At 39.8% G+C, this 18,432-nt stretch carries 17 protein-coding genes; 5 read left to right on the top strand and 12 right to left on the bottom strand.

Going from position 1 to position 18,432, the window contains the following annotated elements; translation table 11 throughout:
- The first annotated feature begins 268 nt into the window (after positions 1-268).
- Positions 269-916 carry a DUF998 domain-containing protein gene (locus IW510_RS12445; RefSeq protein WP_202060120.1) on the top strand — a complete coding sequence of 216 codons (648 nt, stop codon included), beginning with the start codon at positions 269-271 and terminating at the stop codon, positions 914-916.
- Positions 917-998: 82 nt separating this feature from the next.
- On the opposite strand, the gene IW510_RS12440 is transcribed toward IW510_RS12445, so the two are convergent.
- Positions 999-3,770 carry an ABC transporter permease gene (locus IW510_RS12440; protein WP_202060118.1) on the bottom strand — a complete coding sequence of 924 codons (2,772 nt, stop codon included), beginning with the start codon at positions 3,768-3,770 and terminating at the stop codon, positions 999-1,001.
- A 9-nt stretch (positions 3,771-3,779) separates the two neighbouring features.
- Positions 3,780-4,481: an ABC transporter ATP-binding protein gene (locus IW510_RS12435; RefSeq protein WP_202060116.1), complete on the bottom strand. Its 702-nt coding sequence runs from the start codon at positions 4,479-4,481 to the stop codon at positions 3,780-3,782.
- 130 nt (positions 4,482-4,611) lie between these two features.
- On the opposite strand from IW510_RS12435, the gene IW510_RS12430 reads away from it, so the two are divergent.
- Positions 4,612-5,193 carry a TetR/AcrR family transcriptional regulator gene (locus IW510_RS12430; protein ID WP_202060114.1) on the top strand — a complete coding sequence of 194 codons (582 nt, stop codon included), beginning with the start codon at positions 4,612-4,614 and terminating at the stop codon, positions 5,191-5,193.
- A 97-nt stretch (positions 5,194-5,290) separates the two neighbouring features.
- Here IW510_RS12430 and fucO read toward each other — a convergent pair whose 3' ends face one another.
- The 7 genes from fucO to IW510_RS12395 all read right to left on the bottom strand — a co-directional run bounded on the left by fucO (position 5,291) and on the right by IW510_RS12395 (position 12,967).
- Positions 5,291-6,442: a lactaldehyde reductase gene (fucO, locus tag IW510_RS12425; protein ID WP_202060112.1), complete on the bottom strand. Its 1,152-nt coding sequence runs from the start codon at positions 6,440-6,442 to the stop codon at positions 5,291-5,293.
- A gap of 68 nt (positions 6,443-6,510) precedes the next feature.
- Positions 6,511-8,592 (bottom strand): BglG family transcription antiterminator, encoded by a 2,082-nt coding sequence (locus IW510_RS12420; RefSeq protein ID WP_202060110.1) that lies wholly within the window; start codon positions 8,590-8,592, stop codon positions 6,511-6,513.
- Between the two features lie 254 nt (positions 8,593-8,846).
- A complete protein-coding gene (locus IW510_RS12415; RefSeq protein WP_202060108.1) occupies positions 8,847-9,893 on the bottom strand; it encodes a 2-hydroxyacid dehydrogenase in 1,047 nt (348 codons plus the stop codon).
- Positions 9,893-11,314, bottom strand: coding sequence for a PTS galactitol transporter subunit IIC (locus IW510_RS12410; RefSeq protein ID WP_202060106.1), 1,422 nt, complete (start codon positions 11,312-11,314; stop codon positions 9,893-9,895). Before IW510_RS12410 ends, IW510_RS12415 begins: the two co-directional genes overlap by 1 nt.
- Positions 11,315-11,329: 15 nt before the next feature.
- A complete protein-coding gene (locus IW510_RS12405) occupies positions 11,330-11,623 on the bottom strand; it encodes a PTS sugar transporter subunit IIB (protein WP_202060104.1) in 294 nt (97 codons plus the stop codon).
- A gap of 21 nt (positions 11,624-11,644) precedes the next feature.
- Positions 11,645-12,481 carry a rhamnulose-1-phosphate aldolase gene (gene rhaD / locus IW510_RS12400; protein WP_202060102.1) on the bottom strand — a complete coding sequence of 279 codons (837 nt, stop codon included), beginning with the start codon at positions 12,479-12,481 and terminating at the stop codon, positions 11,645-11,647.
- A gap of 12 nt (positions 12,482-12,493) precedes the next feature.
- Positions 12,494-12,967, bottom strand: a complete 474-nt coding sequence (locus tag IW510_RS12395; protein ID WP_202060100.1) for a PTS sugar transporter subunit IIA — start codon at positions 12,965-12,967, stop codon at positions 12,494-12,496.
- A gap of 276 nt (positions 12,968-13,243) precedes the next feature.
- Here IW510_RS12395 and IW510_RS12390 point away from each other — a divergent pair, with 276 nt between their 5' ends.
- Both IW510_RS12390 and IW510_RS12385 read left to right on the top strand, forming a co-directional pair.
- Positions 13,244-13,477 carry a YtxH domain-containing protein gene (locus IW510_RS12390; protein ID WP_202060099.1) on the top strand — a complete coding sequence of 78 codons (234 nt, stop codon included), beginning with the start codon at positions 13,244-13,246 and terminating at the stop codon, positions 13,475-13,477.
- 614 nt (positions 13,478-14,091) lie between these two features.
- Positions 14,092-14,886, top strand: coding sequence for a YdcF family protein (locus IW510_RS12385; RefSeq protein ID WP_202060097.1), 795 nt, complete (start codon positions 14,092-14,094; stop codon positions 14,884-14,886).
- A 137-nt stretch (positions 14,887-15,023) separates the two neighbouring features.
- On the opposite strand, the gene IW510_RS12380 is transcribed toward IW510_RS12385, so the two are convergent.
- The gene (locus IW510_RS12380) at positions 15,024-15,575 is read right to left on the bottom strand and encodes a GrpB family protein (protein ID WP_202060095.1); all 552 of its coding nucleotides are present in this window, start codon (positions 15,573-15,575) and stop codon (positions 15,024-15,026) included.
- Between the two features lie 279 nt (positions 15,576-15,854).
- Here IW510_RS12380 and IW510_RS12375 point away from each other — a divergent pair, with 279 nt between their 5' ends.
- The gene (locus IW510_RS12375; protein ID WP_202060093.1) at positions 15,855-16,829 is read left to right on the top strand and encodes a MerR family transcriptional regulator; all 975 of its coding nucleotides are present in this window, start codon (positions 15,855-15,857) and stop codon (positions 16,827-16,829) included.
- 133 nt (positions 16,830-16,962) lie between these two features.
- Here IW510_RS12375 and IW510_RS12370 read toward each other — a convergent pair whose 3' ends face one another.
- Both IW510_RS12370 and IW510_RS12365 read right to left on the bottom strand, forming a co-directional pair.
- Positions 16,963-17,625: a hypothetical protein gene (locus IW510_RS12370; protein ID WP_202060091.1), complete on the bottom strand. Its 663-nt coding sequence runs from the start codon at positions 17,623-17,625 to the stop codon at positions 16,963-16,965.
- Positions 17,626-17,812: 187 nt separating this feature from the next.
- On the bottom strand, positions 17,813-18,427 hold the full coding sequence (locus IW510_RS12365; RefSeq protein WP_202060089.1) for a YitT family protein: 615 nt from the start codon (positions 18,425-18,427) through the stop codon (positions 17,813-17,815).
- Positions 18,428-18,432 lie beyond the last annotated feature (5 nt).

Raw genomic sequence — 18,432 nt, 5'->3', positions numbered from 1 at the left:
GCTTTCCTCTTTTGATAGAGGATATTCTGCGCAAACACGCCATTTTCCTTGAGTGTTTCTTCGTTCGATTAATTAAAAAATGAAATTCGTACAAAAATACACAAATACTATTTTTTCGTTTGACTGCTTCCCCCGCTCGTACATTCTTATCAAAAATTTCCTCATTCTTTAGCCACTCAACAACTTTGTATAGATAGAGGCCTATTACGTGTGAAAATAAAACATCCATATTACAATAAACAAGACAATTCAGAAAGGAGATAGTGGCATGAAATTTTTGAAAACCTATGGATTTCATCTAATGGTGCTTGCCGTCATCAGTGAATTGATTCTTCCCTTTGTTTTAGGAGCCTTCTATCCAGACTATAGCCAGCTTTCCATGCTGATTAGTTCATTTGGAGAAGATAAAAGTCCTGTTAGAATGGCATTCAAGATTTGGGTGATTATTGATGGTTTGCTCTTTCTGATGACAATCCCAGCCTTCTTCCAACGATTCAAGACAACTTCTACTTTTCTTGCGAAAGCATTGGCTGTTATGCTTGCTATTTTTGGTATTGGTGATTGCATTATTACAGGATTGTTTGACCGATCCACGGAGTATTCGGGAGTAAATATTGAGGACTTGATTCATGATTATGCATCAGGTGCGGGTTTTGTCGCTCTGTTAATTGGGACAGCCTTACTTTTTAAGCTATATTCTTTAGAGGAGAAACACTTTATGGTTACAATTATCCCGATTATTTTTGTTATTTCATGTGTGCTTATGCTGCTATTCGCTCTTCCCAAAATTCCCATTATCGACCAACTCCATGTTCCCTATCGCGGGCTTTGGCAACGAGCAAATCTGTTCTTTCTTTATCTCCCTTTTCTGCTGGCAGCCATCGAAAGCCTTTCTACACAAAAAGAAGGTCATTAACAGTAATTTTAGCTGCAAAAAATCAGCTGAAGGACAACGAAGGTGTCCCGCAGCTGGTTTATACTTTCTATAAACTATTTCTTTAGTCAACTGATTTCAAAGCATCCAGCATATTGACTTTTTTGATTTTCCGATGCATCACGCCCATAATGACAAAGGTAATTGCCAGCGTAATCCCCGCCGATAAAATGAAATTCATTGGCATTAGCTCCGGCTTGAACATGGCTTCGTCCGGTGGTAAAGAAACCATGATGAAGCTGTGTAGAAAGAAGCCAATAACATAGCCGACAAGTATACCAACGATAGATAAAATGATTGTCTCTCTATAGATATACAATGTCACCTCATTATCGTAAAAGCCTAGAACCTTGATTGTTGACAGCTCTCTAATCCGCTCGGATACGTTAATATTTGTAAGGTTGTAAATCACGACTACTGCCAGTAAAATAGCACAGACAATTAATACAACGATCACATTATTTAATCCACCCATCACAGCATCGATTTTCCTGCTTAACTCTTTTGATTGAACAATCCCTCTTACGCCTTCAACATTCATCAGCTCAGTTGCAACCTCATCACTGGCCGCTGAAGACTGATCATTCAACGTCATTAATTTCCCATTCAAAACCATATCTTTTTCAAAAATAGATTGATAAGCAACACGATTCATGAACATATAATGGCCCATATACATCTCCGTCACATCGGAAACTAATATCTTTCGATCAATGCCATCATCATCTTGAATAGTGACCTGATCCCCCTTTTTAACATTAAGAAGCTCCGCAAGCTTTTCTGAAAGAACAGCACCATTATCAGACAGCTCAATCGTTTGTCCACTACTACGATTACGTAATTTCACAAAAGTAGAAAAATCTATCAAATCATCTGCAGCAAGCACAGTAATTGACTGCTTATCTTGGTTCGTACCCGCAACAGCTGATACCTCCTCGTAGCGAATATCTGTTGAATCCTTAATTTTTTTCGTTAGCTCCGGTGCAGTCAATTCCTGATTGATTGTTTTTTCATCATCATCATAAACGGTGATTAAATCATAATTTATCAGCTCACCAAATTGTTCGTCAACAATACCTGATAATGAGTCTCTAATACCAAAGCCGGTAATCAGCAACGCTGTACAGCCCGCCACACCGATAATTGTCATGAGCATCCGCTTTTTATAGCGGAATAGATTACGTGCCGTCACTTTATAAGTAAAGCTCATTCTATTCCAGATTGGTTTGATTTTCTCTAAAAGAATGCGCGCACCAGCCTTGGGCGGTTTTGGTAAGAGCAAGCTGGCAGTATGCTCCCTCAGCTCACCGGAAGCCAATAAATACGCCGGAACAACTGTACAGATAACCGCAGTCAAAATCGCTATCAATGAATATTTAAATGAAACAAGCAGAATAATCTCAGAAAATGTTGAGGTTGCTGCATAGGCATTGAAAATGACCTTCGGCAACAGAGTATGCCCTAACAAGGTACCCACAGCCGCACCCAAGCTGCTAGGTACTAAGCCATAAACAATAAATTTCTTCTTGATATCCGTATTACTGTATCCCAGCGCCTTTAGAGTCCCCATATTGATTCGCTGTTCATCTACAAAACGAGTCATTGTAGTTAAGCTAACCAAAGCTGCTATACCAAATAAGAAAACCGGAAAGACGTTTGAAAGTACATCAATTCGCTGAGAATTTTCCAAATACTGTTTGTAGCCGGGATTGTCTTTACGGTCATTTACAGTATAGACTGGTGCAGATAGCTCGTTCAGCTCTGTCTGCTGCTCTGCTATTTCCTTCTCTCCATCCTGTATTTCTGTCTCGGCCTTTCCCTTTTTCTCGTTGAAGACAGCCAATTGCTCATTGTAAGCAGCTTCTTGTACGGCAATTTCCTGGCGAGCATACTCTAATTGCTGTTGCAACTCAGGAATATTAGCAGCCAGACTATTTTCATTCTCCGACAGCTGTGCCTTTGCCTCATCAATTTGCTGTTTGGCCTGCTGTAATGCCGCTTCCGCAGAATTAAGCTCAGCTTTGGCCTCTTCTATCTCAGCCGTTCCTTCGTCCAGCTCCTCTTGCTTTTCGTCTTGCAGCACTGTCAATCTTTCAGAGGGACGAGTACTCATTAAGTCCTCAATAGTTACTTTATGCTTCTCAATGATTTCGTTATAGTCATCACTGTAAGCATCAATTTTCTTGGTATCCGTGAAAGAAAGTCTTGCAATCATAAAGACCTCTGAATCAAATACCTCAGGTTGTACAACGCCATAACTGTCAAGCTGTCCTCTTCCCACCGTTGTCTGTCCAATTGAGGTTTTATCAATCAATTCACTGGATTTGACAAAGCCTGAAATTTTGAAGGCATCCCTTGTTAAAATCGGAGTATCGCCTTCCTCCAGCTTTTCTGTAAATGTAATCTCATCTCCGAGCTTATACTTTCCCTGTTGTTGATAGTCCAAGGCAATTTCATTTTCTTTCGTTGGCATTTTCCCATCTACAAGCTCATACTTTGATAGATCGTCGGGAGTCGAGAAAATCCTAAAGCCGGTATCTGTATTTTTAACAACTACATCCTTCAAATAGCCAAACTCGATATCATCTAGCTGTGCACTCCTTTTTAAGAGCTCCTGATCCTCAGTGTCTAAGCCCCAAGTGGAAGTAACTGTCACGAAAGCCAGATTGTTTTTAGCATAGAAATCTTCTGCTGTTGTACGCATGTCCGGTCCGGTTACCTTTAGTCCAACAAAAGCAAAGGCCCCCAGTAACATTAAGCTGAAAATGGACAGAAATCGTCCATACGAACCTGATATTGATCGTCGAATATCCTTCCAAAGCTGTTTTTTTCTCATCCTATTCACCTACCATTCAATATTCTCAATCATTTCAGGTGTTGCATTAACCTCTATCGCTTTTACTTTTCCGTCATGCATATGAATTACACGATCCGCAATGGGAGCAATCGCCGCATTATGAGTGACTATCACAACCGTTGCCCCCTTCTTTCTGCTCATATCTTGTAAAATCTGCAAAACCTGTTTACCTGTTTGATAGTCCAAAGCACCTGTAGGCTCGTCACAAAGCAGCAGCTTGGGATTTTTTGCTACGGCACGGGCAATGGCAACACGTTGCTGTTCACCACCTGAAAGCTGGGCCGGAAAATTGTTGACTCGACCACCGAGACCAACCTCCTTTAGCGTTTCCTCAGCATCCAGAGCATCCTTAACGATTTCGGAAGCCAACTCTACATTTTCTTTTGAAGTCAGATTCGTTACTAAATTATAAAATTGAAAAATGAAACCTACATCGGTTCGGCGATAAGCAATCCGCTCTTTCGAAGAATAATCAGATATCTTCTGCCCATCAATTAAGACCGTTCCGTCATCGTTGGTGTCCATTCCTCCCAAAATATTTAAGACAGTCGATTTTCCGGCACCGGAAGCCCCTAAAATCACAACAAGCTCGCCTTTTTCAATGGAAAATGTGACACCATTATTTGCTGTGACAACTGTATCTCCAATCTGATAACGTTTATAACTCTCAATCATCTCTATATATGACATACTATTTCCTCCTTAAATGAACAACGCGTTGATTTAAATATAAAGATATTGTAAAATGAACGCAGAAAGAATACAATAAACAATTTTTCGAAGACTGTTCATTTAATTTCCATAGAAAGGAAGCGAGAGCATGTCCAGCGTGAGAAATACAGAAACAAAGGTACGAATAAAAAAAGCATTTACACTACTCCTTGTAGAAAAAGGAATTGAAGGGTTGACCGTAAGTGATATCACAAGAACAGCGAACATCAACAGGGGAACATTCTATCTGCATTACCTTGATAAGTATGACCTTCTCAGTAAGATTGAAGCTGATATCCTCTCTCGCTTACAAAAAATTTTTAATACCTATGGAAATACCGACGATCCAATGGAATTGATTCCATATGAAGCAATATTGGAAGCCTTGCACTATGTTTTGACAGAGTTTGAATTAATTAAAGCATTAATCGGTGAAGGTGGCGACAAAAGATTTATTGATACCTTTAAGGAGCTAATCGAAGAAACGATACAGCATAAAATTGAGAAATCTGATTTTCTAACCTGCAATCATGAAGGGTTGCCAAAGGTTTATGCACATGAAATCCTTCTATCAAGCATTGTCTCAGTAATTTTACTATGGATCAATCGAGATGCGGAAGAGTCTCCGGAAGAAATTGCTGCAATCATCAATCAGACAAAGCAACTTTCTCCCATCACTTTATTACGCTAGAAGCTATCCAAATACAAAGAATAAGAACAGCCAAACAGCTATCCTTCCTTTTCTTAGGAACATAACAGTTTGGCTGTTTTCTATTGACTCTTTGTTTTTACATTAAGCTTTGGTACAATGCAATAATTTCCTCTACAGATGCATCTCGAGGATTGCCTGGTGAACAAACATCCTTGAAGGCATCCTGTGCAATTTGCGGAAGGTCTTCCACCTTCACACCCAGCTCAGATATCGTCGCCGGAATGCCAACATCTTTACTCAGCTGATCGATGGCTGCGCAAGCTGCATCACGAACTTCTTCAATGCTCATTGTGGCTGCATTTTCCAGTCCCAGTGCCAAGGCGATTTCACGGTACTTCTCACCAGTAAAATCTTTGTTGTATTTCATTACGGTTGGTAACAATGAAGCACAGGCCACACCATGAGGAATGTTATACCACGCGCTTAATGGATGCGCCATCCCGTGCACCAAGCCCAAGCCGACGTTCGAGAAGCCCATACCGGCAATATATTGTCCTAATGCCATCTCTTCTCTCCCTGTCTGGTCGCCATTCACAGAGGCTCTCAACGAGCGACCAATAATTTCAATCGCTTTGATATGCAGCATATCCGTCATTTCCCAAGCACCCTTCGTGATGAAGCCTTCAATAGCATGGGTCATGGCATCCATCCCTGTCGCGGCTGCCAACGCCTTCGGCATCCCCATCATCATGTCGCTGTCTACAAATGCCACGATTGGGATATCATGGGGATCGACACAAACAAACTTACGGTGGTTCTCTTCGTCTGTAATCACATAATTGATGGTTACCTCTGCTGCTGTTCCTGAGGTTGTTGGTACCGCAAGGATTGGTAAACAAGGATTTTTCGTCTCTGCTACCCCCTCCAAGCTGCGCACATCCGCAAATTCCGGATTGGTCACAATAATTCCGATGGCTTTCGCTGTATCAATTGGTGAACCGCCACCGATGGCAATAATACAATCCGCAGCAGCCTCTTTCACTGCCGCCACACCATCTGTGACGTTTTTAATTGTTGGGTTAGGCACGATACCATCATACGTAGTATAGGCAATTCCTGCTTCATCCAATAAAGCAGTTACCCTCGTCGCTACCTCAAACTTAATCAGCTCCTTATCAGTAATCACAATCGCTTTTTGGAAGCCCCGTTTTTGAAACTCGCCCACAATCTCATTGATTGCTCCTTTACCGAAATACGATGTTTCATTTAATACCATTCTGTTTGCCATGTATAAGCTCCTTTCTTTCATTCCTATTCGTTTAACTATCAATTATTTCTATTCGTTTCTATGGAAAATTACTGAGATAAGCAAGTATTTTCTGCTAGAGTGCTGCTTAATAAATGGTGCAGCTCCTGCTCATATTTGGCTGCTAAAAGCTGCTCTCTGAATGTTCGATCATTTACAAGATTGTACAAAGTCGTTACAGCATTTAAATGACTCTTTTTATCCTTTGGTGCAATCATAACTAAAATGCGGACAGACAAGGTATCGGAAAAAGGAATTGGGTGCTTTATCCGTAACAGAGACATCCCTAACCGTTTAACACCATCCTCCGGAGCAGCATGCGGAATCGCTACTTGCGGAGCAATTACAAAATATGGATATTCAGGATCATAGTTTCTAATGATTGTTTCAATATACGCCTCGTCAACAAACCCTTGCTGAAGCAACGGCTTCCCGCATAAACGAATTGCTGAAGCAAAAGATAGTGGTTTATCATAAATTTGGATATTTTCTTGAGGCAAGAGAGCCAGTAAATCTGACTGCTCTTTAAATGGTTTTATGGACCGATTCTTCTTCTCAGTAAAAAATACTTCTTCCAGCTCCTGCTTCAGCAACGGTCGAGAGTGGACTGTCGCATGCTTTTCAATCACTGCAATCAGTTTATCCAAGTTAAGATGATTTCCTGTGCCAACGTATAATTGACGCCCAAAAACCTCAGCCTCTACTTTATATTTCAACAGCTGCTTCTCTTCTTCAGTCAGAAAATGCTTGATAAAAAAGCAGGGAATATCAGTATCTACACCAACTGTCGAAAAAACAATATCAACTTTCGGATTTGATTCATAGAATTCCCGCAAGGACATATAGCGAATAAAACGAATTTCAGGTAACAATTCTTTCAATGTCTCTAAAAGCAATCGTGACACTGAAACGCCATGCATACAAACTACAACCGCTGTCTTTTTTTCTTGCTCAAGAAATTTGTCTCCCTTTAAAAAGCTTAAAAAAATAATTAGAAGATAGGCCAGCTCCTCGTCCACAAACTCAATTGCTAGATGTTGTTCAATCGGCTGAACAGCTTTTTTTACAATGGAATAAAATTCTTGATATTCCTGTTGAATCGAATGAGAAAGCTCATTCTCATCAGGAACACCGAAGCGAATTCGATAACTTGCCGGTATGATATGCTGATAAAGAATGTCGCATAATTCTTCTTTGTTTTCAAAAAAAGTGATACTCGATTTTTCAAAGCGATCGATACTGCTGGTTATTGCCTGTTGAAGCTCTTTGTTTTGTCTAAAAGAGGTACGCTTAACCACATTGATACTCAGAATATGCATGGTGATAAATCTCAGTTCCTCTTCATGCTCTTTGACTTGATTCTTGGAGTAAAGATCCATAAATAAAGCCGCAACAACATTGTAGGTTTCATGATTTAAGAGCTTACCGTAGCGATCAATCGTTTCAGTGTCAATAGACTCCTCTGAGTGAAAGCGACAAATAGATAGGTAGATAATCATGCTGAGATAGGTAATCTTGACCTCCGAAAAAAACAATTGAAGTCTTTTTTCCAGCTGCTCAATTCGTTGATAAATCTTATCCAATAAAACCATATCTATTTCCAGCAGCCTCTTGAAAGTCGCCAGTGAATATTCCTTGTCAATTTCTTCCTTAATCAAACATAGCCACAGCTTACGAATCGCTATCTCCTGTCCGACCAGAAAATAACCTTTTAATCTAGTAGATTTCATAATCAATCCACGATTGGTTAAGTCCTTGTTGATTTGCTTCATATCAGCTAAAACAGTATTTCGACTAACACCTAATGTTTCTGCCAAATTTCCCAACGTCAAATTTTCATGCAAAATAATCAAAAGAATAATATATTGCTGTCGCTCTTCACTTTGGAAATGGGGCAATGATGAATCGTTTTCTAAAAGACAATGTTTTTGTTCACGACTTAGAGTAAGTAAATAGCGATGGTTTTCTTTGCGTATCATGGGCAGTTGTTTTGCATTCAGAAAATCATTGATTTTTTTCATTCGATAATCCAACTGGCTTTTACTCAAATTCAGCTCCTTCATCAAACGATGTGAAGAAACCGCAGTGTTTTTTAACACCAGCTCAATCACTTGCTTCATCATTGAATCCATATCCAAACTCCTTTTATTTTTTGGTGAAACAAGGCAAGGGTTTGCCTTGTTTCTTTATTTTGGTGGTCCGATGTCCATTTCCCTAGCATTCTTAGCAAAAGGGAAATGGCTCTCCTTTTATTCTTTGATGAAACAGGGCAAGTATTTACCCTGTTTCCTATTTTCTTTTTTATCCCTTTTCAAAGAACCAGGGTGACTATAAGGATTATTTCAGCTTATAGTCACAAGATTCTTTCTTTTTCATTCTTAGTTCGTTATAATTTAATTAGCATATCACTTATGCCAAGTTTAAAGTACGCATTGATTACATCTCGTAACAAGTAAGGAGATTTGGGAATCGCGTCGATTGTGTCGCCTGCTATATGTGGGGTGAGAGTCACATTATCCAGCTGTAATAAGGGATCATCCTCTTGGATTGGTTCTTTCCATATTACATCTAGGGCGGCACCGGCAATTCTTTTTTCCTTCAGAGCGGTAATCAGTGCGTTTTTGTCTAACACCGCTGCTCTGGCAGTATTAATCAAATAAGCACTCGGTTTCATCAAAGATAATAAGCGATCACTAACCATATTTGTTGTCTCAGGTGTGACCCGCATGTGAAGAGAAATCACATCTGCCTCTGAAAATACTTCATCCAGTTCTTTAAAAGTTACGGTTAAGCCTTCTTTTTTGATTTTTTCCTGATTGACAAACGGATCGTATGCCATAACCTCAACACCTAAAGCATTCAGCCGTTTCACTACTAGCTTGCCAATATAGCCGAGACCAATCAATCCAACCTTCAAGTTACTTATCGTTGTTTTGTAGGGATCGTTTGGAAATGCTTTTGTCCATTTTCCAGTCACTGCATCTTTGTGCCCTCTGGCGATGTTTCGTGTCTCCGCGTAAATCAAACCAACGGTGAAATCTGCAACCGGTTCTGCATTACGAATGACATGAAGCAAGGGAATGTTTTTCTCTTTTACAGTCTCTATGGCAATGTGCTCCAAACCGCCTCGACACGTACCAATCAGCTTTAAATTTGGTGCATTTTCCAGCATTTCTTTTGAGACCGGAGCGATGTGCACCAATAAATAATCCGCATCCTTCATCGCCTCAACCACACCATCAGGTACATCTACAGCTTCCGGACCATGTTTTTCGATTAACAGTATTTTTTCTTGAAACTGATCCTTGGTTAAATCTGCGTGCCAGTTAAATTCCACCACATCAATCGCTGTTCCCAGCTCTAACTGCTGCGCCGCATCTTTCAACGTCTCACTGCTTACCAGACGGTCACCGACAACTACTACTTTCACCATTATGCTGCCTCCTCTTCCAGTATCATCTGTGCATTTGCTTCTAATTCTGCCTGTCTTTCCAGATAATTATGGATTGCTTCTCTACGTGTTCTCACAAAGATGTACATCGCAATATAAGCAACAACAGATAAACCAATCCAAAGTGGATTTTGTGTCATGAAAATTAAGAACAAACCACCCATGATGTGATTCGTCATTACTGCAAAACTACAAATCAGCAATGCGCCTTCCGGCAGATTGACACCGACATCTAAAGCAACATCGGTAAAAATTGGTGCCACGGCTGTAATCATATAAAGACCGCCAACACACCAGATTGTTCCGGAAATCAACGACTTAAAAATATTTCCATTTGAAATACAGATAATCAATTCTATCATATATGGAATCGCTATCAAGTCAACCATCGGCAAGGTTTCATTTCCTGGTAAGAGAATCGCCAATACTAAAATAATCGGCATCAATAGCATGCCTGTCAGCAAAGTAGCGGTCTCTCCGTAACCTGCTGCATCATTAATTGCCAAGTACCAAACACGATCTTTTCCGCCTGATTTAGCCGTGCGTTTAGAAGCATCGGTAATTGTTGTGAACGCAGAAGCAAAAATTCCGGCGATTTTCGGGAAGATTGCCATGATAGCTGCCGTTGCAATTCCAACTGTCACGATTTCGCCCCAGCCTTCCATGGTATCCAAACGCATGAAGTTTCCGGCAAACCCCAACAGTAAACCAAGCATGAAGCCAAGAGAAGTCGGTTCTCCTAAAAAGCCCAGCTTATCTTGTATTTTTTCAGGATTCCATTGCACCTTGTTGGCACCAAGCTTTGTCAAAATCCAGTCCATTCCTATAGCAAGTGGAACGGAACAAATATGGTGAGGAGCTGTCATCGTACATTTTGGATAGCCATAATAGGTCGACCATCTTTTTGCCACAATCTCAGAGAAGACCAAACTATAAAGGTTTGACAAGACCATAAGACCAATCGCCAGCCATAGATTCCCTGTAGCAATATACAGCATCGATCCCCAAAGCATGAACGAAAAGTTGTTCCATAAATCCGACGGCATAAAGATGTTGGTAAACTTCAATACAAACAGAATCAGCTGAAGTAACAAGCCTAAGCCTAAAAATATCATCCCAACCTGTGTAGAATACGCCACCACACTCGTCGCCTGCCAGCCTGTATCGAGGATACGCAGGTTTACGCCTGTTTCCTCAACCATCCGCTGCACAACTGGTGTAACGATTGGTGAATATGCACCAATAATCATATTAAAGCCTGTCAGTCCAATTCCTGCATTTAGCGCAGCGGTAAATGCCTTTTTCGGTTTTACCTTCATAATCAGCGCAATAAAGAAAATAATGACCGGAACGACGATTGCCGCTCCAAAGGACTCCATGATACTAGATAATAGTTCTAACAAGGTTTCCTCCCCCTTTTATAATGTTTTTACCGTCGCCAGCAGCTCTTCATAAAACTCATCTTCCTCCATCCCGGTCAACAGCCCTACAGAATTGATTGTAGGAATGTCATACTTCCCCTTCAACGGACTCGTATGAACAATCACATCCCACTGACCGGAAGCCAGTTCACCTTCCACTCCTCCTGGATTTACCTCTACCGTTTTCGCTCGATAACCATTTTCCTCCAAAAAGTCCTTGACCTTTCCAGCAACCATTGAGCTGGTCACAGTTCCGGAACCACATACTGAAATCACATTCACTCGTTTCATTTTATTCTCTCCTCTTCTCTTCTATTTTCTAGGTGCTAAAATGCCGTCCTTCGGCACAACGCCAAAACGATCAGCTAAATCCCAAAGCTGTTGGTCGGTAATCTTTTGAATAATTCCTGTCGGAGCAGAAATCGCCCGCATATAAATATCTGCTGCTTTCTCTGCTGTTTCAACCAGACCAAAGGCATCATCCATTGATTGTCCTGCACCCATGATTCCGTGATGCGGCCATACAACGATACGTGAATCCTCCATCTTCGCTGCAGAAGCTTCCCCCAGCTCAACGGTCCCGGCTACCATCCAAGGTAAAACTGCAACCCCATCTGGAAAAACAACGAGACATTCAGTAATCATTTCCCAAAGTGATTTGGTAAATTTGTCTTCATCCAAGTCGTGTACAAAGGTCATCGCTGAAATCGCGATTGAATGCGTATGAAGAATCACACGATGCTCCGAATCTTTTCTCAATCGAACAGCATGACATTTTAAATGAGAAGCCAGCTCACTCGTTGGCACACCGCCAGTTTCCAAGCCCCAAAGAACCTGATAATTTTTTCCTTCGTCATCCACTTTCAAAATGACTAAATTATCGGCAGGATTTTGCCAGACATTTTTAAAGTATTTACCTGAACCTGATACAAGAAAAATCATTCCTGCCAGCTCCGGTATATCAAACCCAAGGGCCACCTTGTCCAGTACTCGATTCGTATCAAGATAGAACTGAACCTCTGCCTCATCCAGACGATAGCTGATATTTCCACCATTTCTTTCGGCCCAACCGTTGTTCCATAGATTCCTAGTTGCCTCACACATTTCTTTGATAAATGGTGCTTCATAAATATTGTGAATCTTTCCCATCAGTAAAAACTCCTATCCTTTATTAATATAGTATTGCTTAACAATTGCATACATCTCTTTTTCTGAAACATCTTCTGCCAGTTGGGTCATTATGCTCTCATCAGCAAACATTGCCATTAAGTTTTGTAGTAAAACCAGCTGCTGCTCTCCCTTGTCAAAACCTAAAACAAAGGTATAGTGAACCTCTACCTGCTCGTCCACTGAGCCCATCTGACCAAATTGAATTGGGTTTTTCAGCTTTGTAATAAAAATGAACGGTTTCTTTATATGCTGAGGATCTGTATGAGGAATCGCTACACCCATAAAATGTGTTTTTAAACCTGTTGGATAATCTCGCTCTCGTTCCTTGAGTGCTTCAAAAAAACTTTCTTCTACATAATCCTTCTGCTTTAATTTTTGGAAGATATAGGAAAAAAATTCCTCTTGCCCACCTTTTACTTCAATTATGTCGGCTAATTCCTCATTAAAATACTCATCGATTGTCATTCGTTCCCCTCCTTTCTCTCCGTCGTTACCCATAGTATATAGAAGTTCTTCGTTGAAATGTTATCGCTTTCATCCCAATTTTTATTTTTTTCGTCAGGATGATTTGGTTTATCCTCTTTACCGGAATGATGTTTGACCCGTTCGATTGCCCAAACTTGCAACTAAAGTCTTAGTTATTCTTCAATGAAGTTCGGACTGTGGATGGATGAACGAAACGTCTACTTTCTATAGAATAGATAGTGAGGTTACAGAAAAAGAGAGATGGAGGAAATTAGAATGAAACGTACAAAGGATCGATTATTTTGGGGTATCGCATTACTGGGATTGATTTGTCTGGCTGGGGTAACACACATTACTCGTCCCTCAGATTGGCGTGAACGAACAAGACAGGAATTAAGTGAAGCCGCTCAGGAAATCAAAGAAGAGACAAAGGAATTAAGCGACTCTCTAAAAAAATCCTTTGAATCAGGAAGAGATAATTTAAAAAAAGGTTTAGAGGAAATACGATAATAAAAAATCTAAGGTCCGAAAATGGCAGCCTTAGATTTTTTTTGTTAGGAAAAATTTCAGTTTTTCAGAAAAAACAGAAGTAGCCTTGCTACTCGTTGCTTTTCCTGCTGAATTGTCTTTCTTGTTTTTATTAGTAGAATCCGTAATATTTTCTACTATCCAATGAAAAAGTAGATGCTAACTATCTGTATGCGCTAAAAATATGAACGCCGATATATTTCAGTGAGTATTAAGGTGTCTGGTTGTGTCTTTAAACAAAAAAAACTATCTCTTTTCAGAGATAGTTAAAAGGAGTATTACTCAAAAGAGTAATATGAAAAATAAAAAGGTTGTTGTTGGTATATTTATAATATCAGAATGAGATTATTTGTCAACCACTAACAGCTCTTTTTTCTCATGTTTTACATAAAAAAATGGGAAACATGAGAAAAAGTAATATTTATATTTCTACCTCTTCTCTTTCCATCTTATTTTCACCCATTTCACTGCATCAGATGATTTATTTACTCTTCATAAAAAAATTAAACAATATTTCATATCTGATAATCTCTTGCTTCCCTCTCCTACCAACTGCTACTATATAAGAAAGTGAAAATAGAAAAGCTGGTGATTATGTGAAAGCAACAACTGTACAAAACATCAACACGTTGAGTGCCTTTTGCGGGCAAAGAGACTTAAATGCACTTGAAACAGCAAACCTGAAGCAAAAATACGGAATCGAGCAAGCCGATGTACTCGTTCTTTTTGGCGGAAGCATTCTTGCCGGTGGAGACCTTTTGGCCCAAGCAATGAAGAATAACCTTGCGAGAAAGTATATTATTGTTGGCGGATATGGTCATACAACTGACGGACTGCGAAAAGAAATTCAAAAGCATCTGTCGGATAGCTTACCTGTGAATCAACTGTCTGAGGCTGAGCTATTCAACGAATACCTAAAAGCTACTTATGGACTTCAAGCTGATTACCTTGAAACAAAGTCAACAAACTGCGGCAACAACATCACGTATCTGCTCGACTTATTAAAAAATGAAGCCATCCCTCACCAATCGATTATTCTTATACAGGATGCAGCGATGCAGCGTCGTATGGATGCCACGTTCAAAAAGTTTGATACTCATTCTATCGTCATCAATTATGCCGCTTATCAGGCACAGGTTGAAAGCAGAGAGCTTCAACTCGAATATACGCAAGAAATCAGCGGAATGTGGCAAATCGAACGCTATATTTCTCTACTCATGGGTGAAATCCCCAGGCTGACTGATGATGAAAATGGCTATGGACCTAATGGGAAAAACTACCTTGCACATGTTGAAGTGCCAAAAGGAGTGACCGATGCCTTTCTGGCTTTACAGCAAGTTTTTCCTGATGCTGTTCGAGTAGCCAATCCTGCCTATTCCTCTAAGCAATAAATAAAAAACAAGAGAAAATGAAGTGCGCCCCCTAAGCTAGATTTTGTGGTCTCACTATGGGGGCTCACTTCAGAATCAATTCTTTTTCTCTTGCTTTTTATCACAAATATCTTGTCATAAAAGTAGCGCTCATCCTCTTAGCTTTCTTTAGCAACAGCCGTCCATTTTTTTACAAACGCACCTTTTGCATTTGTATAAGCATCACGATCATGTTTGAAGGTGTCGCTCAACGTCATTTTTAGTTCCTCGTATGCCGCTGCCACCTCTGGATGCTCGTTGAGGAAATCTCGAAAATAAACTTCATCGTTGTCACCGATATAGCGAAGATGGATATGAAAGACTTTTTCAGCAAAACCTGTTTTTGTATACCCTTTGTTTAGTGAGACTCGTTTTCCCTCATTCGACATAACAATGTAGCCTTGAGATGAAAGAAGCTTCGCTATTTCATGCATATCCGCATCCTCTGTCAGCTCAACCAGCACATCTACAATATTCTTTGCTTTAATCCCTTTTATTGCAGTGCTTCCAATATGATTTACAGAATAAATTGTGTGCTCCGGCAGCAACGTCCTCAGCTCCTGTGCTTCCTCTTTGTACCACCTATGCCATTCTGCATTTTGCTCCACCAAAAAAATCGGAAATAGTGCCCAAAGCTCTGCCATACTCATCTCAGAAAGTTCCTTCTCCATACATACACCCACCTTTTTCTTAAGTATAACACCTAACTTCTATCGGAGACACATTGTTTCTTTTTGGAAAATTCGGGTATTCATTAGATTCGAATATGCTATGATACATATGACGAAACTTATGGAAAGAATTATTGGATAGCTGCTTGACAGCGACACGGTGTCCGCCGCTATTCTATTTAGTGTAGCTGCAACTAAAAGTTATATGGATATATGCGGTCATCTACTCAGCGTATAGAAAAATTTTTGGCAGGAGTTACATGTAAGGAGGATCAAGTGATGACAAATAATTTGAAAACAATTAGTGAGGTAGCCAAGCATTATGAAGTGACTTCCCGTATGCTGCGGTATTATGAAAAAATGGGTCTGATTCAAAGTACACGTGTATCAGGCTATGCTTATCGAGTTTACAATGCAGAAAATACTGAGCGAATCCAAAAAATTCTTTTTTTACGTAAACTGAGACTTTCCTTAAAAGAGATTGGCGTGATTCTAAATAGCTCTGATGCTCAGCAGGCAATCGAAATTTTCGAACAAAATATGTATTCGATTGATCAAAAGGTCTCTGCTTATTCGATTCTACGACAAGCCTACGAGCAATTGATTACTGTTTTTCAACGCTCTGTGCTACCTGAGCTCAACTTGAAGGATGAAGTGTTGCAGTCATTACTCACCGATCTTCCGATACCCGAAACAACATTAAAGGAGGAAATCAATATGACAACAATCAACCAAGCAGCTTCACAACTGAAAAAAATTGAACCGAGAGTTATTCACGTTCCATCTTATAGTGTAGCTGCGGCTCATTTTATCGGTCCCGAACCAGAGCAACAGGCATTTAATCAAATAAAGGATTTTGTTCAAAAGAACAAGCTTTGGGAAATCATGTCTGATATCCGTGTATTTGGCTTTAATCATCCTAATCCTTCTGAAAAAAGTTCAACCTATGGCTACGAATTCTGGGTTACGATTCCTGAAGACATGGAAGTAACTGAGCCGCTGATAAAAAGGAACTTTACGGGCGGAGAATATGCTGCACATAGCATCGTAATGGGGAACTTCCAAGAATGGGGATTGTTGGAACAATGGGTCTCAGAAAATCCTCAGTATGAATACCGTGGGAACGGCAATCCTGAAAACATGTTTGACTCATTGGAAGAACATCTAAATGCTTATACCTATTTCAAAAATAATGATTCTGACTTTCCTCAAATGGATTTGATGATTCCTGTACGAAGAAGTAATAATGCATGAGAGTGTTATAAAACAGTGGGTTAATTCTGATAAAGAATATACACCAAACACTGTTACTATAGCTTTATCAACAAAACTAAGAATCCCACTGCTTTCACATGACAAAGCAGCGGGATTCGTTTCGATTTATACCTTACCAACCAATGATTCGAATATCTCTCAGCTCAAGCTCTGAGATACGGTCCAGATTATAGAGCGAAATCTGTTTCCCTTTGGCGTTGGCAACTTTAAAAATAAAGATTGTTTCCTCTTCCTCATACCCGACAATCATTCCATGTTTTAGCCCTTGAGGTTTGATTGTTCCTTGCAGCTCTATGTCAAAATTTTTAGAAAGAATTTCTCTCAACTCAGCTATGTCTCTTTTAGAATCATTGAATTGTCCATTTTTTTGTTCCAAGTAACTAACAACTACGTTCTCAATCTGTTCTCTTGTTGATTCATAGCCGCTTTCTATATAAAAGCAATACCCACCGCTCAATCCAAACAATTCATTTTTCAAAACTGAGGGACTTTCCATATAATAGTTATAGGCCTTCTTCATCAAATAATTCGTTCTTATAATCGACACACTCATAAAAACAACTGCTAAAAGTGCAATTGCCAGCAAAAGCTGGATTTCAACATTTTCAAAATCAAAAGGTACGCCCTCATACAAAAAGAATGCACCTCCGACTACAGCAAGTATAGTAAACAGATAGGCTGGAATTTCTAAGTAGGTAAATACGGAAACCATCTTTTTAAAATTCTGCCACTCCATTAATTCCTTTTTTATAACAACAACATCCTTATCCTCCACAACATTTCTCTCCCTTTCCAATTATTTCTCAACGCTCCTTTTTTTCACAAGCAATAATAGTATATCAATTCTTCCTACAGATGAATAGCTGCAAAACCAAACATGCAAAACTGTTTCACCTTACTTCAAATAAAAAGAAGCAAATGACACTCCTGATAAATGGAGTACGTCATATGCTTCTTTTTATTTAATTAGATACTCTTCTATTGAACCATTTTTTTAGAACCCCTTCGTTTTGAAGCTGCATCATCTTCTTCATAAAAAAAGCGATGAGGTAAATAGAAATCGCCGATACCATGGCCTCTCGAAAACCAAAAACAAACCAGTTTAGAAAGATAATCACGAGGTTTGTCAGCAAGATTCCTGTTGCTCGATCCATCCCAAAATGCCGATCAAAAATCAGTGGTGGAACTGTTACTCCGCCATTGGACGCTCCTACCTGATAAAGAATGAAAATCCCAAGACTGAACATAAAGCTGCCAATGATCAGTGCCGCAGTAATGAAACGCGTCATTGGGATAACCGGAACATAGCTCAAAATAACCGGAAACAGTAAGCTTCCTATCACCGTTTTAAAGAACATCTCCCTTTCCAAAAATAGAAAAGCCAAACAAAGCATCAGTAAATTCACTGCCCAAACAACTACGCCTCGCTCAATAAACAGTAAGCTTTCAAGCAAATAGCCAATAGAGCCGACACCGGCGGAAGCTATGCTATGTGGGAGTAAGAAAAAATTCAATCCTATCGAAATAATTAGAATTCCTGCCAGAATTCCCGGAATTTTTTTCAATTCAGTTTTCATTTGTC

The sequence above is a fragment of the Enterococcus sp. BWR-S5 genome (genome assembly GCF_016745255.1).
GTDB lineage: Bacteria > Bacillota > Bacilli > Lactobacillales > Enterococcaceae > Enterococcus_L.
Note: the sequence above shows the minus strand (reverse complement) of the source record. Positions and strands in the feature narration are given on the sequence as shown.

Coding starts and splice junctions, on each gene's coding strand:
- IW510_RS12430 (WP_202060114.1), top strand. CDS start 4,612: ATGTCCAGCGTGAGAAATACAGAAACAAAGGTACGAATAAAAAAAGCA.
- IW510_RS12395 (WP_202060100.1), bottom strand. CDS start 12,967: ATGACAATCGATGAGTATTTTAATGAGGAATTAGCCGACATAATTGAA.
- IW510_RS12420 (WP_202060110.1), bottom strand. CDS start 8,592: ATGGATTCAATGATGAAGCAAGTGATTGAGCTGGTGTTAAAAAACACT.
- IW510_RS12415 (WP_202060108.1), bottom strand. CDS start 9,893: ATGGTGAAAGTAGTAGTTGTCGGTGACCGTCTGGTAAGCAGTGAGACG.
- rhaD (WP_202060102.1), bottom strand. CDS start 12,481: ATGGGAAAGATTCACAATATTTATGAAGCACCATTTATCAAAGAAATG.
- IW510_RS12435 (WP_202060116.1), bottom strand. CDS start 4,481: ATGTCATATATAGAGATGATTGAGAGTTATAAACGTTATCAGATTGGA.
- fucO (WP_202060112.1), bottom strand. CDS start 6,442: ATGGCAAACAGAATGGTATTAAATGAAACATCGTATTTCGGTAAAGGA.
- IW510_RS12440 (WP_202060118.1), bottom strand. CDS start 3,770: ATGAGAAAAAAACAGCTTTGGAAGGATATTCGACGATCAATATCAGGT.
- IW510_RS12445 (WP_202060120.1), top strand. CDS start 269: ATGAAATTTTTGAAAACCTATGGATTTCATCTAATGGTGCTTGCCGTC.
- IW510_RS12390 (WP_202060099.1), top strand. CDS start 13,244: ATGAAACGTACAAAGGATCGATTATTTTGGGGTATCGCATTACTGGGA.
- IW510_RS12365 (WP_202060089.1), bottom strand. CDS start 18,427: ATGAAAACTGAATTGAAAAAAATTCCGGGAATTCTGGCAGGAATTCTA.
- IW510_RS12405 (WP_202060104.1), bottom strand. CDS start 11,623: ATGAAACGAGTGAATGTGATTTCAGTATGTGGTTCCGGAACTGTGACC.
- IW510_RS12380 (WP_202060095.1), bottom strand. CDS start 15,575: ATGGAGAAGGAACTTTCTGAGATGAGTATGGCAGAGCTTTGGGCACTA.
- IW510_RS12375 (WP_202060093.1), top strand. CDS start 15,855: ATGACAAATAATTTGAAAACAATTAGTGAGGTAGCCAAGCATTATGAA.